We start from the raw sequence: 21,442 nt of genomic DNA on the forward strand, positions 1-21,442 counted from the left end.
ATGTAAGACTTTAAGATGACTTCAGCACTCATCGCTTTCGCATCCAGTTTTCAGGGTACAATACCCTTATAGGAACCTACCGCATTGTACGATTATGCGGTAGGTTTTTTTGTTATGACTCCAAGCAACCTCACAATCGGAAGATAGTGGTCATGCTCAAGTAAACAAGGTAATATGGGTAGAGAAAAAAATAGAACCGAGGTGAGGAGCTGTCCATACGGATAGCAATAAATGCTGCAGAATATGAAACAGAATTGGCTCGGTAACACCAAAGCTGAGGTGCTTGCAGGAATAACGGCTACCTTAGCTCTCATTCCCGACTCCTTAGCCTTCTCCTTCATCGCAGGAGTTAGTCCGATGGTTGGGTTGTACTCATCCATCTGTATCCTGCTGATTATAACCTTCTTCGGCGGACGTCCTGGAATGATCTCGGCCGCCGCTGGCTCTATGGCGGTTCTCATGACTCATCTCGTGGCTGATCATGGGATTCAGTATCTATTTGCCGCGACGGTGCTGACAGGTGTTCTGCAATACTTGATGGGCGTATTCAAGCTGGGGCGATGGATGAAGTATATCCCGCCTGCAGTCATCAAGGGCTTCATTAACGCCTTAGCCATTCTAATCTTGCTATCCCAATTAAGCAGCTTCCAAGGTGAATCGTGGGTCATGTATGTCCTTGTAGCAGGCACTCTGCTCGTGATCTATCTACTGCCGAGATTGACGACATCTATTCCATCACCGCTTGCAGCTGTCGTCCTAATGACGGTGGTTGTCGTTGCACTCAGTCTGAATACGAAGACGGTCGGCGATATTGCAGCCATTACACCGACACTGCCGTCCTTTCTACTGCCCGATGTTCCACTGAGCTGGGGTACTCTTGCCATCATTCTTCCATATGCCTTATCTCTTGCTATTGTTGGATTCACAGAGACACTGCTCACGCAGGACATCATAGATGAGATGACCAATGAGAGAACCGATAAGAACAAGGAGATGAAGGGGCAGGGCTTGGCCAACTTAGTTACAGGCTTCTTCGGAGGTATGGCTGGCTGTGCGCTTATTGCAGAATCGGCCATCAATGTTAAGCTCGGAGGAAGAGGCAGACTGTCTACGCTGACAGCGGCTTGTACCTTGTTCATTCTGGTGTTCAGTCTAGCTCCAATCATGTCCATGATTCCGACAGCAGCGCTTGTAGGGGTAATGATTATGGTCTGCCTGGAGATCTTCGACTGGTCCAGCCTCGTACGAATCCATCGACTTCCCGTCGCATCTTCCATCGTGATGATCTCTACCGTGGCTGTTGTCTTGTGGACGCATAACCTTGCTATTGGCGTGGTTGCAGGCATAGTCACTCACGGCCTGCTGCTCATCATCCTCAAGAACAAGCCTGTAATCGGTACCGCAGAATAGTGAGCCCATAACGAAGAGAACCCGGACCATGCTCCGGGTTCTCTTCGTATTGCAAGACCTCTTCCTGCTCCTTCGCGAGCTCCAACTTTATCCTGATGGTAACGCTCTCAAGAATGAATGGGAACATAGAGAATGGGCTTAATGGGGAACCTATCGGTGTGGATTATTGAAAAGAAGCTAGAAAGGATGCGAGGCATTGCGACATTACAGCAGATGGATAGGGGCAGCACTGTTGACAAGCCTGCTATGCGGCGGTCCTGCCGTTGCAGCCTATCCGGCTGCTCCGGCAGCTCAAGCAGCCACAGCGAATGCACAGCCCGGAGCCTATCACTTCGGCTTCAAAAAGAGTGTGAACGGCCAGCTGCCCTCTATTAATGAAGAGGGCTTCAAGCCAATCCTTACGAAGCACGGGGCATTGTTCCTGGGGGATACTACGAAGAAGGAACTGTTCTTAACCTTCGACAACGGGTATGAGAACGGCTATACGACGGCCATTCTTGACGTCCTGAAGCAGAAGACGGTTCCGGCGGCCTTCTTTGTCACTGGGCATTATGTGAAGGACCAGCCGGAGCTTCTGAAGAGGATGGCAGCAGAAGGGCATACCATTGGCAATCACTCATGGAGCCACCCGGATATGACGCAGCTGACGGAGTCTCAGATTCAGACGGAGCTAAGCAAGGTGAAGGACGAGGTTGCTTCCATTACTGGGCAGAAGGAGATGAGCTTCCTTCGTCCGCCTAGGGGGATTTTCAACGAGAAGGTCCTCGCTGCAAGCAAGCAATTCGGCTATACGAATGTGTTCTGGTCCGCTGCTTATAAGGATTGGGATGTGAATGCACAGCAGGGCAAGGCCTACGCTTATCATCAAGTGGTGAAGCAGCTGCACCCAGGTGCCATTCTCCTCCTGCATTCCGTCTCTAAGGACAATGCGGAAGCTCTTGGCAGTATTATTGATGAGGCACGGAGACAGGGCTACGAGTTCCGAAGTCTTAATCAGCTTCAGTCTCCGTCCCCCTAAGCCACCCAACATACCTAATACGACAACAAAACCTTAGCCCGTCTCTATGAGGGCTAAGGTTTTGTTGCTGCGGGGACAGCCGAGCTTGTATCCGACTGCTTGGGCTTGATAGCGAACAACGAGAGCAGACAGCAGACGATTGCGCTTCCGGCGAACAGATAGAACAATAGCTCCTCTCTGCTCAGCATGACGGAGGCGATTAATGGCCCCAAGGCGACTCCGATGAAGCGCATGGAGCTGTACAAGGAGGTAATGGTCCCTCGCTGCTTCTTCTCTATTCCCTCTGTGATAAGGGCATCCAGGCTCGGTAGGGCCATTCCGATCCCAGCTCCGCTTGCGAACATGAAGGTAAGCAGGATGAATAGACTCTTCGAATTAAGCAATCCGCAGGCCAGCATACAGGCAGCAAGGATGGTTACCCCTGCGAAGGTGAACCACTTCATTCTAAGCTTCTTCTCGCCTACAATCTTGCCTGTAATGAACGAGGCCAGGCAGATGGCGCTAAGCGGTATGGCCAGGAGCAGCCCCTTATAGATGCCATCAATCTTGTAATGATCCTCGAGCACGGAAGACAGGTAATACAAGAACCCGAACATCACGAACATGGCAATGCCGCCTATAGCAAATATCGCATATAACCACTTGCCCTTCTCGGCTAATATGCTCTTAAGGGAAGTCACAAAATCCTTCAACGATTGCTCGGTCTTCTTCTGCTTCGGCGCCTTCACCCAAAAAATTACAGCTGCGACGGATATGAGGCAAATGACTGGAATGACGGCTAGCGGCAGAAACCAAATGACGAGCGCGAGTGCGGAGCCGAGAATGGGACTTACGACCTTCCCGAACGTATTGGACGTCTCAATCATGCCAAGACCGCTGGATACCTCTTCCTCACTGTCAAACATGTCACCGACCAAGGGGAGAACGATGGGGAAGGCCCCAGCCGCGCCAATGCCTTGTATGAATCGCCCAACCATAATAACAGCATAGACGTGTTGATCTAACAGCCATGCAGCCAGACCGGATACGAGGCCGCCGACAGCTGCTAAGGAAAGACCAATAATAATAATAAGCTTACGGCCGAAGCGGTCCGAGAGATAACCTGCAATAGGAATACAGACGATGGACACTGCAGCATAGATGGTAATAATAAGGCTCGACTGGACGGAAGTAATGGATAATTCCTTCTTCATTAGGGGGAGGACAGGGATCAGCATAGAGTTCGCGAGTGTCATAATTAACGGAATCGATGCTAAGGCCGCCAGATCCAGCTTTTTTGAGTTACCCTTCAACGTAGACTCAACCTTTCTCGTTAGCAGTTGAACTGCACCTTAACGGAATATTAAGGTGCAGTTCATGACAAGATTATAGCTTGAGCTTCTTGAGCGGCCTCTCAGCCGGGCCTTCTACCACTTCGCCGGATACGGCGAACCTTGAACCATGGCAAGGGCAGTCCCACGTTCGGTCTCCGTTGTTCCACTCCACTTCACAGCCCATATGGGTGCAGGTTGTATCAACCAGATGCAGCTGTCCCTGCTTATCCTTATACGCCCCGGCTCTCTTGCCATGATGAGTGACGACACATCCCTCATCCGGAGCCAGATCTTCCGCTCGCTTATGAATCATCTCCAGCTTCCCTGCAATCAGATGCTTGGCAACATCGACATTCTCTACGATGAGCTCCTTCCAACCCGCTGCGGATATCCCTCGAGATGGGTTGTACAGCTCAGCATAAGGACTGTCCTTGTCCAATATGAGGTCACGGAGCAGGATAGCCGAGGCCGTACCGTTCGTCATTCCCCATTTGCGGTAGCCGGTTGCTACGAAGATATGAGGGGTAGAGGATCTGATTTGGCCGGTATACGGAATATTATCAATCGTTGTCAGGTCTTGTGCGGACCAACGGTACGCAATCTCTGCCTCTCCGAATGTAGCGGCGGTGAAGGATTGCAGCGCTTCATAGTGCTCGAAGGTGCATATGCCTTGTCCCGACTTATGATTCTGCCCCCCGATAATGAGGAGCTCCGATCCTTCTGGCAGCTTCGTAGACCGAATGGACCGCTTAGGATCCTCAGCACTGAGGTACATTCCTCCCGGATAAGGCTGCGCCGCCTTAACGCCTAACACATAGGATCTCTCGGCATGAAGCCTTGCAAAATACATACTGATCCCGTCATAGAAGGGGAAGTGTGTGCAAACCGCTACATGGCTGCTCGTGACGCGATGACCCTCTCGGGTGATAATGACCTGCCGGCTTCCATGATCAATATCGATAGCTGTCGTATGTTCAAATATCTGACCGCCGCCTTGCACGATTCGGTTGATGAGATGATTCAGATAGTGAAGCGGATGGAATTGGCCCTGATTCTTCATCACAATCGCTGCTCTAGCTGGGATGTTCAGAGGGATGCTAGCCACATAATCTCGCGGAATGCCAAGCTTCTCGTAGGCAGCGAGCTCACGCTCCAGCTTGTCTATGTAGGTCTCATCATTCGTATAGATGTAAGCATCCTGCTCGGAGAAGCCGCAGTCCAATCCATTCTGATGCACGATTGAGGAGATGAAGGCGAGCGCCTCATGATTCGCTTGATAGTACAGCTTAGCCTTCTCTTCACCGTTCTTGCTGATCAGCTCATCGTAGATGAGGTCGTGCTGTGCGGTAATTTTGGCTGTCGTGTGGCCGGTCGTGCCGTTCATCAGCTTCCCTGCTTCAAGCAGAGTAACCTTAAGGCCGGCTTCGGTCAGCAGATAGGCTGTTGTTATTCCTGAGATTCCTCCGCCAACAATGGCAACATCCGTTGTGATGTCTTCTTGCAAGGCTGGGAATTCCGGACTATTAGCCGTTGCCCTCCAGTAAGACTCCGGGAACTGAGGGAATGACAAGCTTTTGTCCATATGATCATTCCTCCTGTCAGTAAGCTCTGACGTTTAATTTATACCAACCCCATCGTTTTCATTCCACATGGACCCTTGCGGGAGCACCATGTCTCTTTTATTTATGTTATGACGGCAGATCATCTGACATCATTTTCCTTAATTTTAACACGGCGATAACAAATCTCTGCGTTACGCTTGATGCTCTAGTCCTATAGTAGCAGAAGGGAGAGTAACGAAAGGGTGACTGAGAGCAAATGAGCACGACAATACAGGATAGGAAGGCAAATCGAACCAGCGAGCAGCGACCAAGTAAAGGAGAGACACTTAGCAGGGTCAGCTTGATGGATTACATACGAGAGGCTCCACGGGCCTATGACGCACAGACAAGCCGTGAGACTATTGTCCTATTCAAGCAGCAGCCTGATTGTGAGTGTGTCGTTGTATGCAACAAGGAAGGGAAGCCAGTTGGGCTGCTCATGCGCAACCGATTCTTCATGAACCTCAGCCAGCGGTTCGGTGTAGAGCTCTACTATGAGAAGGCAGTGTCGAAGCTCATGGATCAATCCCCGTTGATTATAGACTGTGATTATTCGTCTCAACAGCTGATTGACAGTGCCTTAAGCCGTCCCGAAGCTACCCTGTATGACTGTGTAATTGTCACGGAGAGCGGCCGTCTGGCAGGGGTGCTCACCATATCCGATCTGCTCAAGCTGTCCAGAGCCCTTCAGCAAGAAGCGGTAGCGGCGCAGATGAGAATGATGGAGAGCGTGGATACCCGGGTGAAGCAGATTCATCAGGCGGTTGAATCGGTACGTGAATCCACCGTTCAAGGACAAGCCCTCTCTACAGAGATGGTCGATTACACGCTTGCTGGCAAGACAGAGCTCGACAAGGTTACCCATGCCTTCGAGCAAGTGGCAGCCAACTCATCCATGCAGCAATTGCAAATGAAGGATTTGCAAAGGGAGGCCGGTTCTATTAATCATGTATCTACCGTCATTAAGGACTTGGCGGAGCAATGTAATCTGCTTGCGATTAATGCCTCCATTGAAGCTGCAAGAGCTGGTGAGCATGGACGCGGCTTCGCCGTAGTTGCAGGGGAAGTCATGAAGCTGGCCGCACAGACGAAGCGCTCAGCCGAGGAGATTACGAAGCTGACAGGGACCATCGGAGCGGCCATTCAGAGCACAGCGACTCTCTCAGAGGAAGGGAAGGCGATTACAGCTGCTAGTGAGGTGTACGTGCGAACAGCGGGCACGGCCTTCGAACACTTATTCCGAGCAGCCGCGGCAAATCGAACGAGCGCGGAGCATGTCGCGCTGCTGTCGCAAAGTGCCGATGATCAGTCGATTCTTGTTGCAAGTGAGATCGAGAAGCTGATGAGATTATATTTTTAACATGAAGTTTACAAAAAGCGAGTACCGGATTTACAAACAACTAGTAGGATAGAAGACGTAAGGGACAGACCCAAACAGAAAAAACAAGGAGTGGTAGAGTTGTTAAAAGGCAAAGGTCGTAAAGGGTTCGTCATGTTGTTCATGGTGGCACTGTTGATGTTCACAGCAGCATGCGGAAGTAATGCTAATAACGGCACAACGAATGAAGGCACGACAAATAGCGAAACAAACGGCGCAGCTGGTGAAAATAATGCAGCAAACGGTGAGAAACTGTCCGGCGAAGTTAAAGTTGACGGTTCATCCACAGTATTCCCGCTAACTGAAGCAGCAGCAGAAGAGTTCAACGCTGAGCATCCAGATGTACGTGTACCTGTAGGTGTGTCCGGTACAGGCGGCGGCTTCAAGCAGTTCTGCGCAGGCGAGATTGCGATCGCTGACGCTTCCCGTCCAATTAAGGATGAAGAAGCAACGGTATGTAAGGATGCAGCCATCGAGTACACTGAGCTTAAGGTTGCATTCGACGGTCTGTCCGTAGTAGTAAGTAAGGACAACGACTTCATCGACAACCTGACTGTTGAAGAGCTGAACAAGATCTTCATCACAGGCAGCACAGTTAAGACTTGGAAGGATGTTCGTGCTGCATGGCCGGCTGAAGAAATCAAAATGTTCTCCCCAGGCGCAGATTCCGGGACTTATGACTACTTCAACGAAGCGATTCTTGATAAAAAAGGTATTCGTAACGATGCTGCCATCTCCTTCAGTGAAGATGACAACACGCTGGTACAAGGCGTATCTGGCAACAAAGGCGGCATTGGCTACTTCGGATTCGCATACTTCGAAGAGAACCAAGACAAGCTGAAGCTCGTTCCGATTGACGGCGGCAAGGGCGCAATCACTCCTTCCAACGATACGATTAAGGATGGTTCCTACGCTCCATTGTCCCGCCCGCTCTACATCTATGTGAGCAAAAAAGAATTGGAGCGCCCGGAAGTGAAGGCCTTCACTCAGTTCTACATCAAAAACATCGGCTCGATGGCTTCTGAAGTAGGATATGTTGCACTTCCTGATGATCAGTATGCTACAGAAGCTGCTAAGGTAGAATAACGGAGAAGCTAGCAGCAACTGAATGTAAATTCAGCTTGAAGTGAACAAATGTGGTGTCTCGTGGGACATCACATTTTTCACGCCGAGTATGTTAACGAATTGTAAAGGCAAGGAGAGGACGCCGTAATGAAGGCCGAAGCGATGCAAGCAAAGAACAAGGCGCACAAGGATAGCTCAGGAGTGAAGGGGCAAGGAGAAGGTCAACACTTAACCTTCAGAAACGAACGGGTAAGCATTATGAATAAGGTTATGCCAATCCTGCTCTTTCTCTGTGCGTCGATCTCTGTTCTTACAACGATAGGCATAGTGATTACTCTTGTTACAGAAACCTACCACTTCTTTGAAAAGATACCGGTTCTAGACTTCCTGTTCGGAACCAAATGGTCACCGCTGATTACACCTAAGAGCTTCGGCGTCATTCCACTGCTGTCCGGCACTTTGCTCATTACATTAATCGCTTGTCTAGTTGCTATTCCAATTGGGCTCGCGAGCGCGATCTACCTCTCTGAATATGCACCAACGCGTGTCCGTAAGATTGTTAAGCCGATTCTCGAAGTGCTGGCTGGTGTTCCTACGATCGTATATGGATATTTTGCACTAAGCTTCGTAACACCTATCATTCAGAACATCTTCCCGAGTGCAGGCGTGTTCAATGCCCTCGCAGCTGGTCTTGTCGTCGGGATTATGATTATTCCGATGGTGTGCTCGCTTAGTGAGGATGCAATGTCTGCAGTTCCTCGCAGCTTAAGGGACGGTGCCTACGCTCTTGGTGCAACACGCTTCGAAGTAGCGCTCAAGATTGTCGTACCCGCGGCCTTCTCCGGCATTGTAGCCTCATCGGTACTCGCCTTCTCAAGAGCAATTGGTGAGACGATGATCGTTACGGTAGCGGCTGGTGCAACACCTATCATGACACTGAATCCGCTAGACAGCATTCAGACGATGACCGCCTATATCGTCCAGGTAAGTCTTGGAGACACACCTCATGGCACGGTGGAGTACGGTACGATCTTCGCAGTAGGTATGACCTTGTTCGTCATCACCTTCCTGCTTAATATTCTTGCTCAATACGTAGCGAGAAGATTCCGGGAGGAGTATTAAGATGAATGTATTCCAAGACGCGAACCGCAAGCAGATTGCAGGCCGCAGAAGGATGGACTGGACCCTTCATATCTTGTTCGTTGTTGCTACGTCAATAGGGGTCATCGCGCTGTGCGCGCTTATGATTGACATTGTTATGGATGGCTTCGCAAGTCTGCAGCCTGAACTATTCACGAATTATCCTTCTCGCAAGGCTGAGATCGCTGGGATGAAGTCGGCCATCGTCGGAACAATCTACATGCTTCTGATTATGGCGCCATTGTCCTTCATTCTAGGGGTCGGTGCTGCCATCTATCTCGAGGAGTATGCGAAGAAGAGCCGCTTGACCCGCTTAATCCAGCTTAATATCTCAACACTTGCGGGTGTGCCATCTATTGTCTACGGTATTCTCGGACTCACGATCTTCGTTCGGCTCATGTCGCTGGACCGCAGCTTGCTTGCCGGAGCACTTACGATGACTTTGCTCGTTCTTCCTATTATTATCGTTTCCGCGCAGGAGGCCATTCGTGCGGTTCCGAAGGCTAGACGAGATGCCTCCTTTGCACTAGGGGCAACGAAGTGGCAGACAGTTGCGAAGTCTGTCCTTCCATCCTCCATGGCTGGAATATTGACAGGTGTTATTCTTGCGCTGTCACGGGCTATCGGAGAGACGGCACCGCTAGTTATGATTGGCGCTCTAACCTTCGTGGCGTTCTTGCCTAACGGTCTGCTCGATTCCTTCACCGTTATGCCGATTCAGATCTTCAACTGGATCTCAAGACCGCAGCCTGAGTTCAAGGAGCTTGCTGCAGCAGGTATTATTGTGCTTCTAGCGCTTCTGCTCTTGATGAATTTCTCAGCGATACTGCTGCGCAACAAGTATTCGAAGAACATCTAATCTAACCTAAGCTAGCGGAGGAGATATACGGATATGCAATCACTTATTCATATTAATCAATTGAATTTGTATTATGGTGCTTTTCACGCGCTGAAGAACGTATCCTTAACGATACCGGAGAAGGCTATTACGGCGTTCATCGGACCATCCGGCTGCGGGAAGTCGACGCTGCTTCGTACACTCAACCGCATGAATGATATGATTCCGGGAACGCGCATCGAGGGCGGCATCGCAATTGGCGGAACGGATATCTACTCGAATGAAGTAGACGTGGAGACGCTTCGCAAAAAAGTAGGAATGGTATTCCAGCAGCCGAATCCATTCCCTAAGTCGATCTATGACAACGTAGCCTATGGTCCTCGTCTGCATGGCGTTCGCAGCAAGCAGAAGCTGGATGAGCTCGTGGAGACCAGCCTTAAGGGGGCGGCGCTCTGGGATGAAGTGAAGGACTATCTGAAGCGTTCCGCATTCAGCTTGTCAGGCGGTCAGCAGCAGCGTCTCTGTATTGCCCGAGCACTTGCGGTGAATCCTGATATTCTGCTGATGGATGAAGCGACTTCGGCTCTAGATCCGATCTCTACGCTGAAGATTGAGGAGCTTGCTCAGGAGCTGAAGGACCGCTACACGATCGTTATGGTTACCCACAATATGCATCAAGCTGCGCGGGTATCGAATCAGACTGTATTCTTCCTGAACGGTGAAGTGATTGAGTATTCGGATACGGAGAAGCTATTCTCCAATCCAACCGATCAGCGTACTGAGGATTACATCAGCGGCCGGTTCGGTTAAGGGCCGGATAGGATTACACAACGCATAGAAAGCGGGGGAATCGTAAGTATGATGACGACACGCAAGGAGTTCGACTTAGGGCTTGGCCAGCTTCACAATCTGTTAGTTGAGATGGGAACCTTCGTAGAGAAGGCCTTGTTCCACTCGATGGATGCTCTCAAAAATGTAGATCTGCAAAAAGCAACGAACATTATTAAGGAAGATCCGCAGCTCAACCTTCTCGAGGAGAGAATTACCGAGCTGGGCTCTAAGCTGATTGCCACTCAGCAGCCTGTAGCTAAGGATCTGCGTAGAATACTTGCCGCCTTCAAGATTGCGAGTGATCTTGAGCGTATGGGCGACCTGGCTGTTGATATCGCTAAGGTTGTTCTTCGTCTTGAGGGCCAGGCTCTCATCAAGCCGCTGATCGATCTGCCTCGTATGGCTGAGATTGTACAGCTCATGACATATGAATCCATCCAATCCTTCGTGCAAGAGAATGTTGATCTTGCCTACAAGATGGCCAAGGATGACGATCAAGTGGACGCCCTCTACAGCCAGATTACACGGGAGCTCCTGCTTCTCATGATGGAGAATCCGCGAACCATTACTCAGGCTTCCCTTCTTAGCTTCGTTGGACGCTATATCGAACGGTTCGCGGACCATGCTACGAACATTGGGGAGAGTGTCGTCTATCTCGTTACAGGCAAGCGTCCAGATCTGAATGTGTAATCATCCATAACGTTATAGCATGATCTAATTAAGCTGAACCGAAGAGGTTTAGCTTAGTTTTTTTTTTTTGACCATTGGGAGGCAGGGGATGCGGGATATTCATATGGGTCTATAGTCTTATATGAAGGGGAGAGATTTACGATATCTTCATGAAATAATGCATCTCTCTTCACATTCCATTGCTACAGTAAGAGCAAATGACATGCAACTATCGAGGGGATTCTAGTGGATGAGATTGGCTATGGTCTATTGAATCGTGAGATGATCCGCAGAGTAACAGAGCTCTGGCATCAAGGCGGAGCAGCGATCCTCTATCTGCATCTGCAGAGTGGAAGCGGCGCAGTGGATGCTGCTCTGCAGGAGTGGGAAGGGGAACAGGCTCAATTGATCTGGAAGCAGAGGCTGGACAATGAGTACTTCTACCTCCTAATGAGAAGACGCGGAGATTCCAGGCTAGAGATGCTTACCGCTGCGGCGGCAGATGGACTGGGGAGAATACTGAATAAGGTGTTCGAGAAGCATGCTATCCCATCTTCCCCAGATGTAGAGGACGCTCCTGTTGGATTCAGAGTTGGCGTATCTGCTGCCCTGCCAAGCGGATCTGGCAGATCGACGGAGTCCGCGCTCTACCAAGCGATTAAGGAAGCTATATTAAGCGCGGAGCATTCCATATGGCACCACCCTGCGACAGTCGCTGAGCTAGCTGCTGCATCGACTGCGGACGCGTTGTCTGACACCCAAGGGAACTCCATGGCACTTCGGATAGGCGAGCTGGCGTCTCCAATCCCTACCTTCTTTTACCTGGCCAAGGTGTCCGAGCTAGCTTATATGTTCAATACGAACCCGAAGGCTCACGGGGCTGTTATTGTCAATGAAGAAGGGCTTCCAGTTGGATTGCTAATGAAGGAGAAGCTGCATCAGCTGCTTGCTGGACAGTTCGGCCTTCCGCTGTATTATAATCGGTCCGTTGAACGTATTATGAACAACCATCCGCTAATTGTTGATGCGGATCTGCCCGTTGAGACCGTATCACAGCTGGCTATGGCCAGAGACTTCTCTCAGCTCTATGATGTGGTTATTATAACAAGAGAAGACCGGATGATTGGCGCTGCGTCCATTCGTTCTATCCTTGAATGTATGACCACTCTGCGAACTGAAGCGGCTAGAACGGCGAATCCGCTCACAGGGCTGCCTGGCAATGAAGGAATTCAGCTGGAGCTGGAGCGCCGAATTCGAATGAAGACTCCATTCTCCGTCATCTATGCCGATCTTGACTACTTCAAGTGGTACAATGACTTCTTCGGCTTCAGCCTAGGGGATGATCTGATTAGGTACTTGTCTCATACACTGTGCGGCATTACGAAGGAGCTCGGAACCTCACGGGACTTCATCGGCCATATCGGAGGAGATGACTTCATTGTTCTAACCGAATGCCCGCTTCCTGAGATGCTCTGCCAGCGGATGATCGAATCCTTCGATGAGGGAGTGAAGCGATTCCATCAGGGTATGGAAGTCACTTGCGTGGAAGACCGGCACGGCAACTTAGTCAAGCAGGAAGGGGTCACGCTATCCCTCTCGCTCATGGTGTGGGACGGGACTGCACCGCTGTCATCGGAGGAAGTGTCGCGTACATCCGCAAGGTTGAAGAAGCAGGCTAAGCTGCGCAGAGGAAGCGTATATGTGGTGGAGCATATCGGATACCTTCATCATGGAGAGGAACGAACGTCATCATGAGAGATCTAAGAGCATTAGTACCTATTCACAATGAGCATATCGGATGGAGCAGCTTAATCGGGGTCATCTACTTAGGCTGGCATGGAGACCATTCCGGAGGAGAGTGGAAGGCCATTGATCAGGCAGGATGGAAGCGCTATGTCACAGCTGCGGCTGAGGAAGAGTTCGGCCGTTCGATGCTGTTCGCTGGTCTTAGATGGACCCATCATGACTTGTTCATCATGATTCGAATGCCTTGGGGACAAGGTACGCTGATGGAGGGGTGGCTGCTTCAGACAGCCAGGAGATGCAGAGAGAAGTGGGAGCAGGAGTATGCCGATCTGCAGGGTTCAACCGGTCCGCTCATGAAGCTTCATGCTGGAATTGCTCTATTGGAAGGCAATGATGTGGATGAAGACGGGCCAAGCTGGTATGAGGCGACGAAGCGTGCCATTGTGCACGGGCAGACTCCAGGTGCGATGGAGCATAGTCTGCGGCGCCGAGCGTTCGATCGGGTGCTCGCCAATCGTCTCATTAATCCTGTGTACCAGCCCATCCTATCTATTAAGAGCAATGAGGTATTCGGCTATGAGGCGTTGACCCGTTGTACAGACAGCCGCTGGTTCGACGGTCCGCTCCAGCTATTCTCCTACGCGGAGCAGGAGGGGATGGTGTATGCGCTAGATCGGCTCGCTAGGGAGAAGGCGATTGACGGCTGCATGGGCATCAAGCCTAATCAGAAGCTGTTCATCAACATTATGTCCCAGATTATGCAGGATCCCGGCTTCCTGCCTGGACAGACCCTATCGCTGCTTGAGAAGCAGGGACTCTCTCCTAGGAATGTCGTATTCGAGATTACGGAGAGAAGCTCGATCGAGGACTTCGGGGCAGTGAAGAAGGTACTGGAGCATTATCGGAGCCAAGGCTATCAGATTGCTATTGACGATGTAGGAGCAGGCTACTCCTCGCTTCAATCTATTGTGGAGCTCCGTCCTGACTACATTAAGGTCGACCGCTCGCTCATTCAGAATATTGACCATGATGAGATGAAGGAGCATATCTTGGGAACGTTGACGGAGCTCTCAGCGAAGATGGGCATATCGGTCATTGCAGAGGGGATCGAGAGACCGCAGGAGCTGGAGCAAGTCAGAGCAATGGGGGTTCATTACGCACAAGGCTATTTGCTGGGCCGGCCAGCTTCACTATGAGTGTGCAACATGAGTTGAGGGCATCTCGGAGTCCCCAGCACACACTGGGAGCTATGTGTATCCGAATATAGAATGGACATTGGAGCTGTTCCTTGAGTCGAGTGCTTGTGCTTGGCTCTGGGGAAGCTCCATTCATTTTGTGGTATGATAGGTCTAGATGTTACATAGGTGAGGTGTCTGATGATGATGGAAAAGTGGATGTTAATAGACGGCAACAGTATCGCATTCCGGGCGTTCTTCGCCATGCCTCCGCTGACGAATTCAGCGGGACTGCATACGAATGCGGTATACGGCTTCACGACTATGCTCCTTAAGCTGCTGGAGGAAGAGAAGCCGACCCATATCCTTGTCGCCTTCGATGCCGGTAAGATTGTCTTCCGCCATGAAGGCTACACGGAATACAAGGGCGGGAGGCAGAAGACCCCTTCGGAGCTGTCCGAGCAATTCCCTCTAATGAAGGAGCTGATTCGTGCATTCGGCATCGCTCAGTATGAGCTGAATGGCTATGAAGCAGATGATATTATCGGGACACTGACGAAGATGGCCGATGAACGCAAGGTTCCCATGCTTGTTGTAACCGGTGACAAGGACATGCTGCAGTTGGCCTCTGACCAGGTGACTATTGCGATTACACGCAAGGGGGTCAGCGAGGTCGAACGCTATTCGCCAGCAGGCATTATGGAGAGATACGGGCTTCAGCCTGAACAGATTATTGACCTTAAGGGGTTAATGGGAGATACATCGGACAATATTCCTGGAATTCCTGGCGTAGGGGAGAAGACCGCGCTGAAGATGCTTCATGAGTTCGGCACCGTAGAGGACGTGCTGGCGAATACGGACAAGCTGAAGGGCAAGATGAAGGAGAAGGTAGAGGAGCATAAGGAAGATGCTCTAATGAGCAAGAAGCTTGCGACCATCTTCCGAGAGGTGCCCATTGATCGCAGCTTGGAGGAGATCAGGTACGATGGGTATGATCAAGCTGAGCTGGCTGAAGCCCTGCGCAAGCTAGAGTTCAAGTCATTAATTGAACGGCTGGATCTCGGTGTAGCCGCTGCTGGGCCGGGGAGCTCTGAGCCTGCAGCCGAGCTTGATATTGTTATTATTGAGGCGGAAGAGCATGCGGAACGGATACTGAATCTCATTCAGGCGCTTAGCGATGCACCTGCCGAGCACGGTCTATACGTTGAGGCGATTGGCGACAATCCCCATCAAGCAGAAGTGGTTGGCATAGCGATTGCAGCGGGTGGTGTCGTCTATGTGCTGCCCATGTCTGCGTTGCGGGAGCCTTATTCCGCACCGCTGCGTGAGTGGCTTGCCGATGAGAGCAAGCCGAAGAACGGCTATGATTTACATAAGTCAGATCTTGCTCTTCACTGGAACGGTGTAGAGCTGAACGGGGCTTCCTTCGATGTCCACTTAGCTGCTTACCTGCTCGACCCTACAGAGACGAATCAGCTGCTGATCGGCATGAGTGAGCGCTACAGTCTGCCTGCCCTATCTTCAGATGAAGCCGTGTATGGCAAGGGAGCAAGATTCCGCCTGCCTGAGAAGGAGGAGCTGTACAATCATCTCGCTGTTAAGGCGGATACAGTCAGGCGTCTTGTGCCTCTGCAGCAAGCGGACTTGGAGAGCAAGGGAATGGGCAGCCTGTACTATGATCTGGAGCAGCCGCTGTCCGTTGTACTGGCAGGAATGGAGAAGCAGGGCATTCGCGTCAATGCGGGTGAGCTGGAGGCGCTTGGAGTAGAGCTTGAGCGTCAGCTTGCCATCATTATGGGTGAGATCTATAAGCAGGCTGGTACAGAATTCAATATCGGATCGCCAAGGCAGCTCGGTGACATTCTGTTCGAGAAGCTTGGTCTGCCCGCCGGGAAGAAGACGAAGACAGGGTATTCAACCGATGCAGAGGTGCTGGAGAAGCTCGCCCCTTATCATGAGATTATTCCTCACATTCTGAACTATCGTCAGCTGTCTAAGCTTCAATCCACCTATGTGGAGGGGCTGCTGAAGGAGATTAGACGGGATACAGGTAAGATTCATACCTATTATCGCCAGACGATAGCAGCGACAGGCCGCTTAAGCTCTCAATTCCCGAATCTGCAGAATATTCCAATCCGGCTTGAGGAAGGACGCAAGATTCGTAAGGCCTTCGTCCCATCCGAGCCTGGCTGGACCATATTGGCTGCGGATTACTCTCAGATTGAGCTTCGTGTGCTGGCGCATATTTCAGGCGATGAGAAGCTGAAGGAAGCTTTTGTACAAGATATGGATATTCATACCAAGACGGCTATGGACGTGTTCGGAGTACCGGAGGAACTGGTTGACAGCAACATGCGGCGTTCCGCGAAGGCCGTCAACTTCGGCATTGTGTATGGCATTAGTGATTATGGCTTATCGCAGAACTTGAAGATCACTCGTAACGATGCCAGCAAGTTCATTCAACAATACTTCGAGGTGTTCCAGGGTGTACGTCAGTATATGGATGATATCGTGACCGAGGCGAGGGATAACGGTTATGTGACTACGCTGCTAGAGCGCAGACGTTACCTTCCTGAGATTAAGGCATCGAACTTCAATCTGAGATCATTCGCAGAGCGTACCGCTATGAATACACCGATTCAAGGTTCCGCTGCAGACATTATTAAGCTGGCCATGGTGCGGATGGACGAGCAGCTCACTGAGCGTAAGCTGAAGAGCCGTATGCTTCTTCAAGTACATGATGAATTGGTGTTCGAGGTGCCAGAGGATGAACTAGAGCTGATGAAGAAGCTTGTACCTGAAGTAATGGCCGGAGCTATTCAGCTGGATGTTCCGCTCAAGGCGGACGTCTCTTACGGTGTGAATTGGTATGAGGCGAAGTAGTCCATAGTCGTTCATAATCAGGTATAATAGGGCTTGAGGTGAACAATAATCATGCCTGAATTACCAGAGGTAGAGACAGTCAGACGAACACTTAACGAATTAGTAACCGGCAAGACGATCAGCTCGGTTACGGTCAAGCTCCCGCGCATTATTCAGCGTCCAGCGGAGCCTGAGGTATTCGCACAGGCACTTGCCGGCCAGACGATTGAATCGGTGGAGCGGCGTGGCAAGTTCCTGCGCATTAGAATGAATGGATTAGTGATGGTCTCGCATCTGAGGATGGAAGGCAGATATGGCGTCTATCAGGCACATGAGCCTGTAGAGCTGCATACGCATGTCATCTTCCACTTCACAGACGGGACTGAGCTTCGATATAAGGATGTGCGTCAGTTCGGGACGATGCACTTGTTCCAGCCAGGCGAGGAGCTTGTTCAGAAGCCCCTCATGAAGCTCGGAATTGAACCGTTAAGCTCGGAATTCACGTTGAAGGCGATGACGGATAAGCTATCTCGCCGAACGACGAAGATCAAGCCGCTGCTGCTTAACCAAGAGTATATTGTCGGCCTGGGCAACATCTATGTGGATGAGGCGCTGCACAGCGCTGGCCTCCATCCTGAACGCACGGCAGATTCCCTTAAGCCGGCTGAATGGAAGAGGCTGCACGAAGCTATCCACGAGACGCTGGAGAGAGCGGTTGAGGCAGGCGGTTCCTCCATTAAGTCCTATGTGAACGGACAAGGCGAGATGGGGATGTTCCAGCATCAGCTGCTCGTCTACGGCCGGAAGAATGAGCCTTGTACCCGATGCGGAACCCCGATTGATAAGTTCGTTGTAGGCGGACGGGGCACTCACATCTGCTCAAGATGCCAGAGACTGCCGCGTGTGAAGAAGTCTTCAGGTGAAGTCTGACAGAGTGGAGTGTGTGAAGAATTCTGAAGGTGAAATCTGGCTTCGTGGAACAAGAGCTTGTCAGGCACAGCCTTCTTCCTCCTGCATATGATGATGTTGTTACATCAGTAGGCGGATACCTAGTCCAGAGTGGAGAGGTCCGTCGCAGGGGGAAGGAGATCGCTCATGTTCACACATCTCGCTGCATTGCTGCTATTAGCATTTGCGGTTAGTGTTGACGGCTTCGGAGTCGGTATCACCTATGGGCTCAGACGTATACGGATTCCGATTGTGTCCGTTATTATTATTGCTTGCTGTTCAGGCACTATTATCTGGCTGTCCATGCAAGCTGGTACGCTTCTCTCCACCTACTTGAACCCTAGCGCTGCAAGATGGGCGGGAGCCGTTATCTTAATTGCTCTAGGCACCTGGGGACTACTGCAGCAATATAGGCGCAGGAACAACACAGAACCAGCTGGAACTGCTGAGGAGCCAGCCGCAGCCACGCCTCATACGGAAGCCACAGCTGCTCAGCCTAATGCAACCATGGTCGTTATTGTAGAGCTGAAGAGACTGGGATTGGTTGTTCAGATACTTAAGACACCACAGGCGGCAGACGTTGACCGATCCGGTTCCATCTCAGCGTCAGAGGCGGTCATGCTCGGAGTGGCGCTCTCGCTGGATGCATTCGGCGCAGGACTCGGCGCTGCCATGGTTGGCTTGCCGCCACTCATTACGGCAATGTTGATTACTCTGTCAAGCGCAATATTTTTGCTGAGCGGCATGAGGTTCGGCTTTCGTTTTGCAGATTGGAGAGGAGTCAAGGCGGTGTCCTTGCTTCCGGGCATTTTATTAATCGTGATGGGTATAATGAAGCTGTTATAGATTAGAGGTGACTTAAGGCGTGAGAATTGGATTAACCGGGGGCATTGCTTCCGGGAAGAGCACCGTTGGAGCTATGCTTGCTGAGCTGGGAGCATTCGTCGTCGATGCGGATCAATCCGCTAGAGAGGTTGTCATGCCAGGCAGGCCTGCGCTTGCTGCGGTTGCCTCTCTGTTCGGACAAGCAGTGCTTGCCTCGGATGGGACACTCGACCGTAAGGCGCTTGGTGAGATTGTGTTCCATAATCCCAAACGACTGAAGCAGCTTGAGGAGATTCTGCATCCGGCTATACGCTCTCACATGCAGCGCCAGATGCTGGAGTACGAGGAGCAGCATCCAGAGGGATTGGTAGTCGCTGACATTCCTCTGTTATACGAGACTGGTCAGTATGTGAATTACGAAGGTGTACTCCTTGCCTACGTTCCAAGGGAGCTGCAAGTGAAGAGATTAATGGACCGTAACGCCATGCCTCTGGAGGAAGCCGAACGGAGAGTAGCCCTTCAGATGGATATAGAAGAGAAGAAGCTGCAGGCGGATTGGGTCATTGACAACAGCGGCACGTTGCAGGGGACTCGTGAACAAGTCGAAGCGTTCTACCGTGAGCGAGTGAGATGATGAGCAAGAGAATGAAGAGGAGATTGCTGGTTGTTCTACTGCTGTCGTTCCTTGCGGTCCTGTTCCTGAATTCAGACCGTGCTGCTCGGTGGATGTATCCGATTCATTATGAAGAGGACATTCGGGCGAGCGCTGCAAGCTATGATATGGACCCGCATCTCATCGCGGCGATTATTCGTACGGAGACGAACTACAAGACGGGACAAGTATCAACGAAGGGTGCGCTGGGACTCATGCAGGTGATGCCAGACACGGCAGGCTGGATTATCGAGCAGGCTGGATTCAAGGGCGTTACAGAGGATATGCTGCTGAAGCGGGCCGATGTAAGCATACAAGTGGGTACTTGGTATCTGAATGCACTGCATAACCAGTTCGACGGCAATTCTGTCGCAGCTATTGCAGCCTACAATGCTGGACCAGGCAACGTGAGGAAGTGGCTCGGGAGTGGCCAATGGGACGGCAGCTATGAGTCGGTAGATGCGATTCCATTCGGCGAGACCCGTCATTATGTACAGCGGGTCAATTATTATTATAATAAGTACAAGCAGCTGTACTCCAGTTCCTTGAACTAGATGATGATAGAAGAAGCCTTGGCGGACCCGCCCGAGGGCAGGACCGGCCAAAGCTTCAATTATACATAATAAATCATTATTTGGAAGTTCCGGCTAGAGACTGCTCGGCGATTTGTACCAGCTTGCGAGTGATGTAACCTCCAAGGGAGCCTGCGTCACGTGTTGCCATGTTTCCGTAGTAACCGTCTTGCGGGATCTGTACGCCCAGCTCTTGTGCTACCTCATATTTCATTTGGTCGAGGGCTGCGCTAGATTGTGGTACTACTAGTTGGTTTGTTCTGCTCATCGTATGTCACCTCCTTGCGGTTGGTAACTGTATTATGCTCGTTATTCCAGAGTTCATTACAACTTAGTATTGGAAATTGCTTGAAATTAATTAAGAATGGAGAGAAGAAGAGATGAAATGCCCATATTGCGACTTCTCAGGCACCAAAGTTCTAGATTCTAGACCGGCTAATGAGAACAAGTCGATTAGGCGCCGACGTGAGTGCGAGAAGTGCAGCCGCCGCTTCACAACCTTCGAGATGATTGAAGAGACACCTCTGATTGTAATTAAGAAAGATGGCAGCCGAGAAGAGTTCAGCCGGGACAAGATTCTGCGCGGCTTGATTCGAGCCTGCGAGAAGCGCCCTGTATCGGTTGAGCGATTAGAGGTCATTGTATCGGAGGTGGAGAAGGAGCTTCGCACGACCGCGCATGCCGAGGTAGAGAGCAGAGATATTGGCGAGATCGTGATGGGCCAGCTCTATCCGGTGGACGAAGTCGCCTACGTCCGCTTCGCATCCGTCTACAGGCAGTTCAAGGACATCGATATGTTCATGAAGGAGCTGAACAGCCTGCTGAACGGTCAGAACGGCAAGAGCCAGGGCTAAGAGCCGAGTGACGGTATCAAAAAAGAATTGACATGCCTAGTCAGCTCATGTTAATATCTTACTTGTCGTCAACTTGGGGCCTTAGCTCAGCTGGGAGAGCGCATCGCTGGCAGCGATGAGGTCAGGGGTTCGATCCCCCTAGGCTCCACCAAATAAGACATACAACTCCACGAGAAATCGTGGAGTTTTTTTACATGGTGGAAAGCCTAGGGAAGATGAATCCCTACGGGTTCGCCCGCGCGGACGGAGTGTATGAATAGGCTTCCTAGAGCAATGTCCACGGAGGAGCACGGCGTCGGAATATACCGCCCCTGTGAGTCCGCTTCGACAGCCTACAATCAACATTCGGACATCCCTGTCTAGACCGCAACGGAACTGAGAGACGTTAAATACTCAATTTGGTGTCAGTTGAACCTAAAATAAAGGGAATAAGGTCGCTGAGTTCCGTTAGTTTCACAATCGGCTCATTTTTTGGCGGATAACGTCGCTCAGTTCCGTCCCTCGTATTTAAGGGGCTTTCTCACGAATGCTCACTCATTCGCAGG

19 protein-coding genes and 1 tRNA gene are annotated in these 21,442 nt (G+C 51.0%); 17 read left to right on the forward strand and 3 right to left on the reverse strand.

The window, feature by feature from the left end; genetic code table 11:
• Positions 1–243 precede the first annotated feature (243 nt).
• Complete coding sequence (locus ACFO9Q_RS22800; protein ID WP_379185881.1) at positions 244–1,410, forward strand: SulP family inorganic anion transporter; 1,167 nt, start codon at positions 244–246, stop codon at positions 1,408–1,410.
• A gap of 196 nt (positions 1,411–1,606) precedes the next feature.
• Entirely contained in the window at positions 1,607–2,428 is an 822-nt protein-coding gene (gene pdaA, locus ACFO9Q_RS22805) for a delta-lactam-biosynthetic de-N-acetylase (protein WP_379185882.1), read from the forward strand.
• Between the two features lie 53 nt (positions 2,429–2,481).
• Here pdaA and ACFO9Q_RS22810 read toward each other — a convergent pair whose 3' ends face one another.
• Together ACFO9Q_RS22810 and ACFO9Q_RS22815 are read right to left on the reverse strand one after the other, a co-directional pair.
• Positions 2,482–3,720: an MFS transporter gene (locus ACFO9Q_RS22810; RefSeq protein WP_379185883.1), complete on the reverse strand. Its 1,239-nt coding sequence runs from the start codon at positions 3,718–3,720 to the stop codon at positions 2,482–2,484.
• A gap of 73 nt (positions 3,721–3,793) precedes the next feature.
• On the reverse strand, positions 3,794–5,323 hold the full coding sequence (locus tag ACFO9Q_RS22815; RefSeq protein WP_379185884.1) for an FAD-dependent oxidoreductase: 1,530 nt from the start codon (positions 5,321–5,323) through the stop codon (positions 3,794–3,796).
• A 323-nt stretch (positions 5,324–5,646) separates the two neighbouring features.
• Here ACFO9Q_RS22815 and ACFO9Q_RS22820 point away from each other — a divergent pair, with 323 nt between their 5' ends.
• The 13 genes from ACFO9Q_RS22820 to ACFO9Q_RS22880 all read left to right on the forward strand — a co-directional run bounded on the left by ACFO9Q_RS22820 (position 5,647) and on the right by ACFO9Q_RS22880 (position 20,025).
• Positions 5,647–6,702, forward strand: coding sequence for a methyl-accepting chemotaxis protein (locus ACFO9Q_RS22820; RefSeq protein ID WP_379185885.1), 1,056 nt, complete (start codon positions 5,647–5,649; stop codon positions 6,700–6,702).
• Positions 6,703–6,801: 99 nt separating this feature from the next.
• Positions 6,802–7,806 (forward strand): PstS family phosphate ABC transporter substrate-binding protein, encoded by a 1,005-nt coding sequence (locus ACFO9Q_RS22825; RefSeq protein ID WP_379185886.1) that lies wholly within the window; start codon positions 6,802–6,804, stop codon positions 7,804–7,806.
• Positions 7,807–8,043: 237 nt separating this feature from the next.
• Positions 8,044–8,907, forward strand: coding sequence for a phosphate ABC transporter permease subunit PstC (gene pstC / locus ACFO9Q_RS22830; protein ID WP_379185896.1), 864 nt, complete (start codon positions 8,044–8,046; stop codon positions 8,905–8,907).
• A 1-nt stretch (position 8,908) separates the two neighbouring features.
• Positions 8,909–9,784: a phosphate ABC transporter permease PstA gene (pstA, locus tag ACFO9Q_RS22835; protein ID WP_379185887.1), complete on the forward strand. Its 876-nt coding sequence runs from the start codon at positions 8,909–8,911 to the stop codon at positions 9,782–9,784.
• A gap of 33 nt (positions 9,785–9,817) precedes the next feature.
• Positions 9,818–10,573 carry a phosphate ABC transporter ATP-binding protein PstB gene (pstB, locus tag ACFO9Q_RS22840; protein WP_379185888.1) on the forward strand — a complete coding sequence of 252 codons (756 nt, stop codon included), beginning with the start codon at positions 9,818–9,820 and terminating at the stop codon, positions 10,571–10,573.
• Positions 10,574–10,624: 51 nt separating this feature from the next.
• Positions 10,625–11,284 carry a phosphate signaling complex protein PhoU gene (gene phoU, locus ACFO9Q_RS22845; RefSeq protein ID WP_379185897.1) on the forward strand — a complete coding sequence of 220 codons (660 nt, stop codon included), beginning with the start codon at positions 10,625–10,627 and terminating at the stop codon, positions 11,282–11,284.
• Between the two features lie 225 nt (positions 11,285–11,509).
• Complete coding sequence (locus tag ACFO9Q_RS22850) at positions 11,510–13,018, forward strand: GGDEF domain-containing protein (protein ID WP_379185889.1); 1,509 nt, start codon at positions 11,510–11,512, stop codon at positions 13,016–13,018.
• Positions 13,015–14,205 carry an EAL domain-containing protein gene (locus tag ACFO9Q_RS22855; RefSeq protein ID WP_379185890.1) on the forward strand — a complete coding sequence of 397 codons (1,191 nt, stop codon included), beginning with the start codon at positions 13,015–13,017 and terminating at the stop codon, positions 14,203–14,205. Before ACFO9Q_RS22850 ends, ACFO9Q_RS22855 begins: the two co-directional genes overlap by 4 nt.
• 186 nt (positions 14,206–14,391) lie before the next feature.
• On the forward strand, positions 14,392–17,067 hold the full coding sequence (polA, locus tag ACFO9Q_RS22860; RefSeq protein ID WP_379185898.1) for a DNA polymerase I: 2,676 nt from the start codon (positions 14,392–14,394) through the stop codon (positions 17,065–17,067).
• A gap of 51 nt (positions 17,068–17,118) precedes the next feature.
• The gene (gene mutM, locus ACFO9Q_RS22865; RefSeq protein ID WP_379185891.1) at positions 17,119–17,976 is read left to right on the forward strand and encodes a DNA-formamidopyrimidine glycosylase; all 858 of its coding nucleotides are present in this window, start codon (positions 17,119–17,121) and stop codon (positions 17,974–17,976) included.
• A gap of 165 nt (positions 17,977–18,141) precedes the next feature.
• Positions 18,142–18,840, forward strand: a complete 699-nt coding sequence (ytaF, locus tag ACFO9Q_RS22870) for a sporulation membrane protein YtaF (protein ID WP_379185892.1) — start codon at positions 18,142–18,144, stop codon at positions 18,838–18,840.
• Positions 18,841–18,859: 19 nt separating this feature from the next.
• Positions 18,860–19,453 (forward strand): dephospho-CoA kinase, encoded by a 594-nt coding sequence (gene coaE / locus ACFO9Q_RS22875; protein ID WP_379185893.1) that lies wholly within the window; start codon positions 18,860–18,862, stop codon positions 19,451–19,453.
• On the forward strand, positions 19,453–20,025 hold the full coding sequence (locus ACFO9Q_RS22880; RefSeq protein ID WP_379185900.1) for a lytic transglycosylase domain-containing protein: 573 nt from the start codon (positions 19,453–19,455) through the stop codon (positions 20,023–20,025). The genes coaE and ACFO9Q_RS22880 overlap by 1 nt, the downstream gene beginning before the upstream one ends.
• Positions 20,026–20,101: 76 nt before the next feature.
• On the opposite strand, the gene ACFO9Q_RS22885 is transcribed toward ACFO9Q_RS22880, so the two are convergent.
• Positions 20,102–20,311: a small, acid-soluble spore protein, alpha/beta type gene (locus ACFO9Q_RS22885; RefSeq protein ID WP_379185894.1), complete on the reverse strand. Its 210-nt coding sequence runs from the start codon at positions 20,309–20,311 to the stop codon at positions 20,102–20,104.
• Positions 20,312–20,423: 112 nt separating this feature from the next.
• Between ACFO9Q_RS22885 and nrdR the strand changes: the two genes are divergently transcribed.
• Both nrdR and ACFO9Q_RS22895 read left to right on the forward strand, forming a co-directional pair.
• A complete protein-coding gene (gene nrdR, locus ACFO9Q_RS22890; protein WP_379185895.1) occupies positions 20,424–20,897 on the forward strand; it encodes a transcriptional regulator NrdR in 474 nt (157 codons plus the stop codon).
• Between the two features lie 75 nt (positions 20,898–20,972).
• Positions 20,973–21,048 (forward strand) — tRNA-Ala (locus tag ACFO9Q_RS22895).
• Positions 21,049–21,442: the final 394 nt, after the last annotated feature.

Origin of the sequence: Paenibacillus sp. GCM10023252 (assembly GCF_042653305.1) — a bacterium.
Classification (GTDB): domain Bacteria; phylum Bacillota; class Bacilli; order Paenibacillales; family Paenibacillaceae; genus Pristimantibacillus.

Bases quoted from the DNA above. Each gene is read 5' to 3' on its own strand.
- ACFO9Q_RS22800 (WP_379185881.1), top strand. From the start codon at position 244: ATGAAACAGAATTGGCTCGGTAACACCAAAGCTGAGGTGCTTGCAGGA.
- ACFO9Q_RS22815 (WP_379185884.1), bottom strand. From the start codon at position 5,323: ATGGACAAAAGCTTGTCATTCCCTCAGTTCCCGGAGTCTTACTGGAGG.
- ACFO9Q_RS22820 (WP_379185885.1), top strand. From the start codon at position 5,647: ATGGATTACATACGAGAGGCTCCACGGGCCTATGACGCACAGACAAGC.
- pstC (WP_379185896.1), top strand. From the start codon at position 8,044: ATGAATAAGGTTATGCCAATCCTGCTCTTTCTCTGTGCGTCGATCTCT.
- pstA (WP_379185887.1), top strand. From the start codon at position 8,909: ATGAATGTATTCCAAGACGCGAACCGCAAGCAGATTGCAGGCCGCAGA.
- pstB (WP_379185888.1), top strand. From the start codon at position 9,818: ATGCAATCACTTATTCATATTAATCAATTGAATTTGTATTATGGTGCT.
- phoU (WP_379185897.1), top strand. From the start codon at position 10,625: ATGACGACACGCAAGGAGTTCGACTTAGGGCTTGGCCAGCTTCACAAT.
- ACFO9Q_RS22855 (WP_379185890.1), top strand. From the start codon at position 13,015: ATGAGAGATCTAAGAGCATTAGTACCTATTCACAATGAGCATATCGGA.
- polA (WP_379185898.1), top strand. From the start codon at position 14,392: ATGGAAAAGTGGATGTTAATAGACGGCAACAGTATCGCATTCCGGGCG.
- mutM (WP_379185891.1), top strand. From the start codon at position 17,119: ATGCCTGAATTACCAGAGGTAGAGACAGTCAGACGAACACTTAACGAA.
- ytaF (WP_379185892.1), top strand. From the start codon at position 18,142: ATGTTCACACATCTCGCTGCATTGCTGCTATTAGCATTTGCGGTTAGT.
- ACFO9Q_RS22880 (WP_379185900.1), top strand. From the start codon at position 19,453: ATGAGCAAGAGAATGAAGAGGAGATTGCTGGTTGTTCTACTGCTGTCG.
- ACFO9Q_RS22885 (WP_379185894.1), bottom strand. From the start codon at position 20,311: ATGAGCAGAACAAACCAACTAGTAGTACCACAATCTAGCGCAGCCCTC.
- nrdR (WP_379185895.1), top strand. From the start codon at position 20,424: ATGAAATGCCCATATTGCGACTTCTCAGGCACCAAAGTTCTAGATTCT.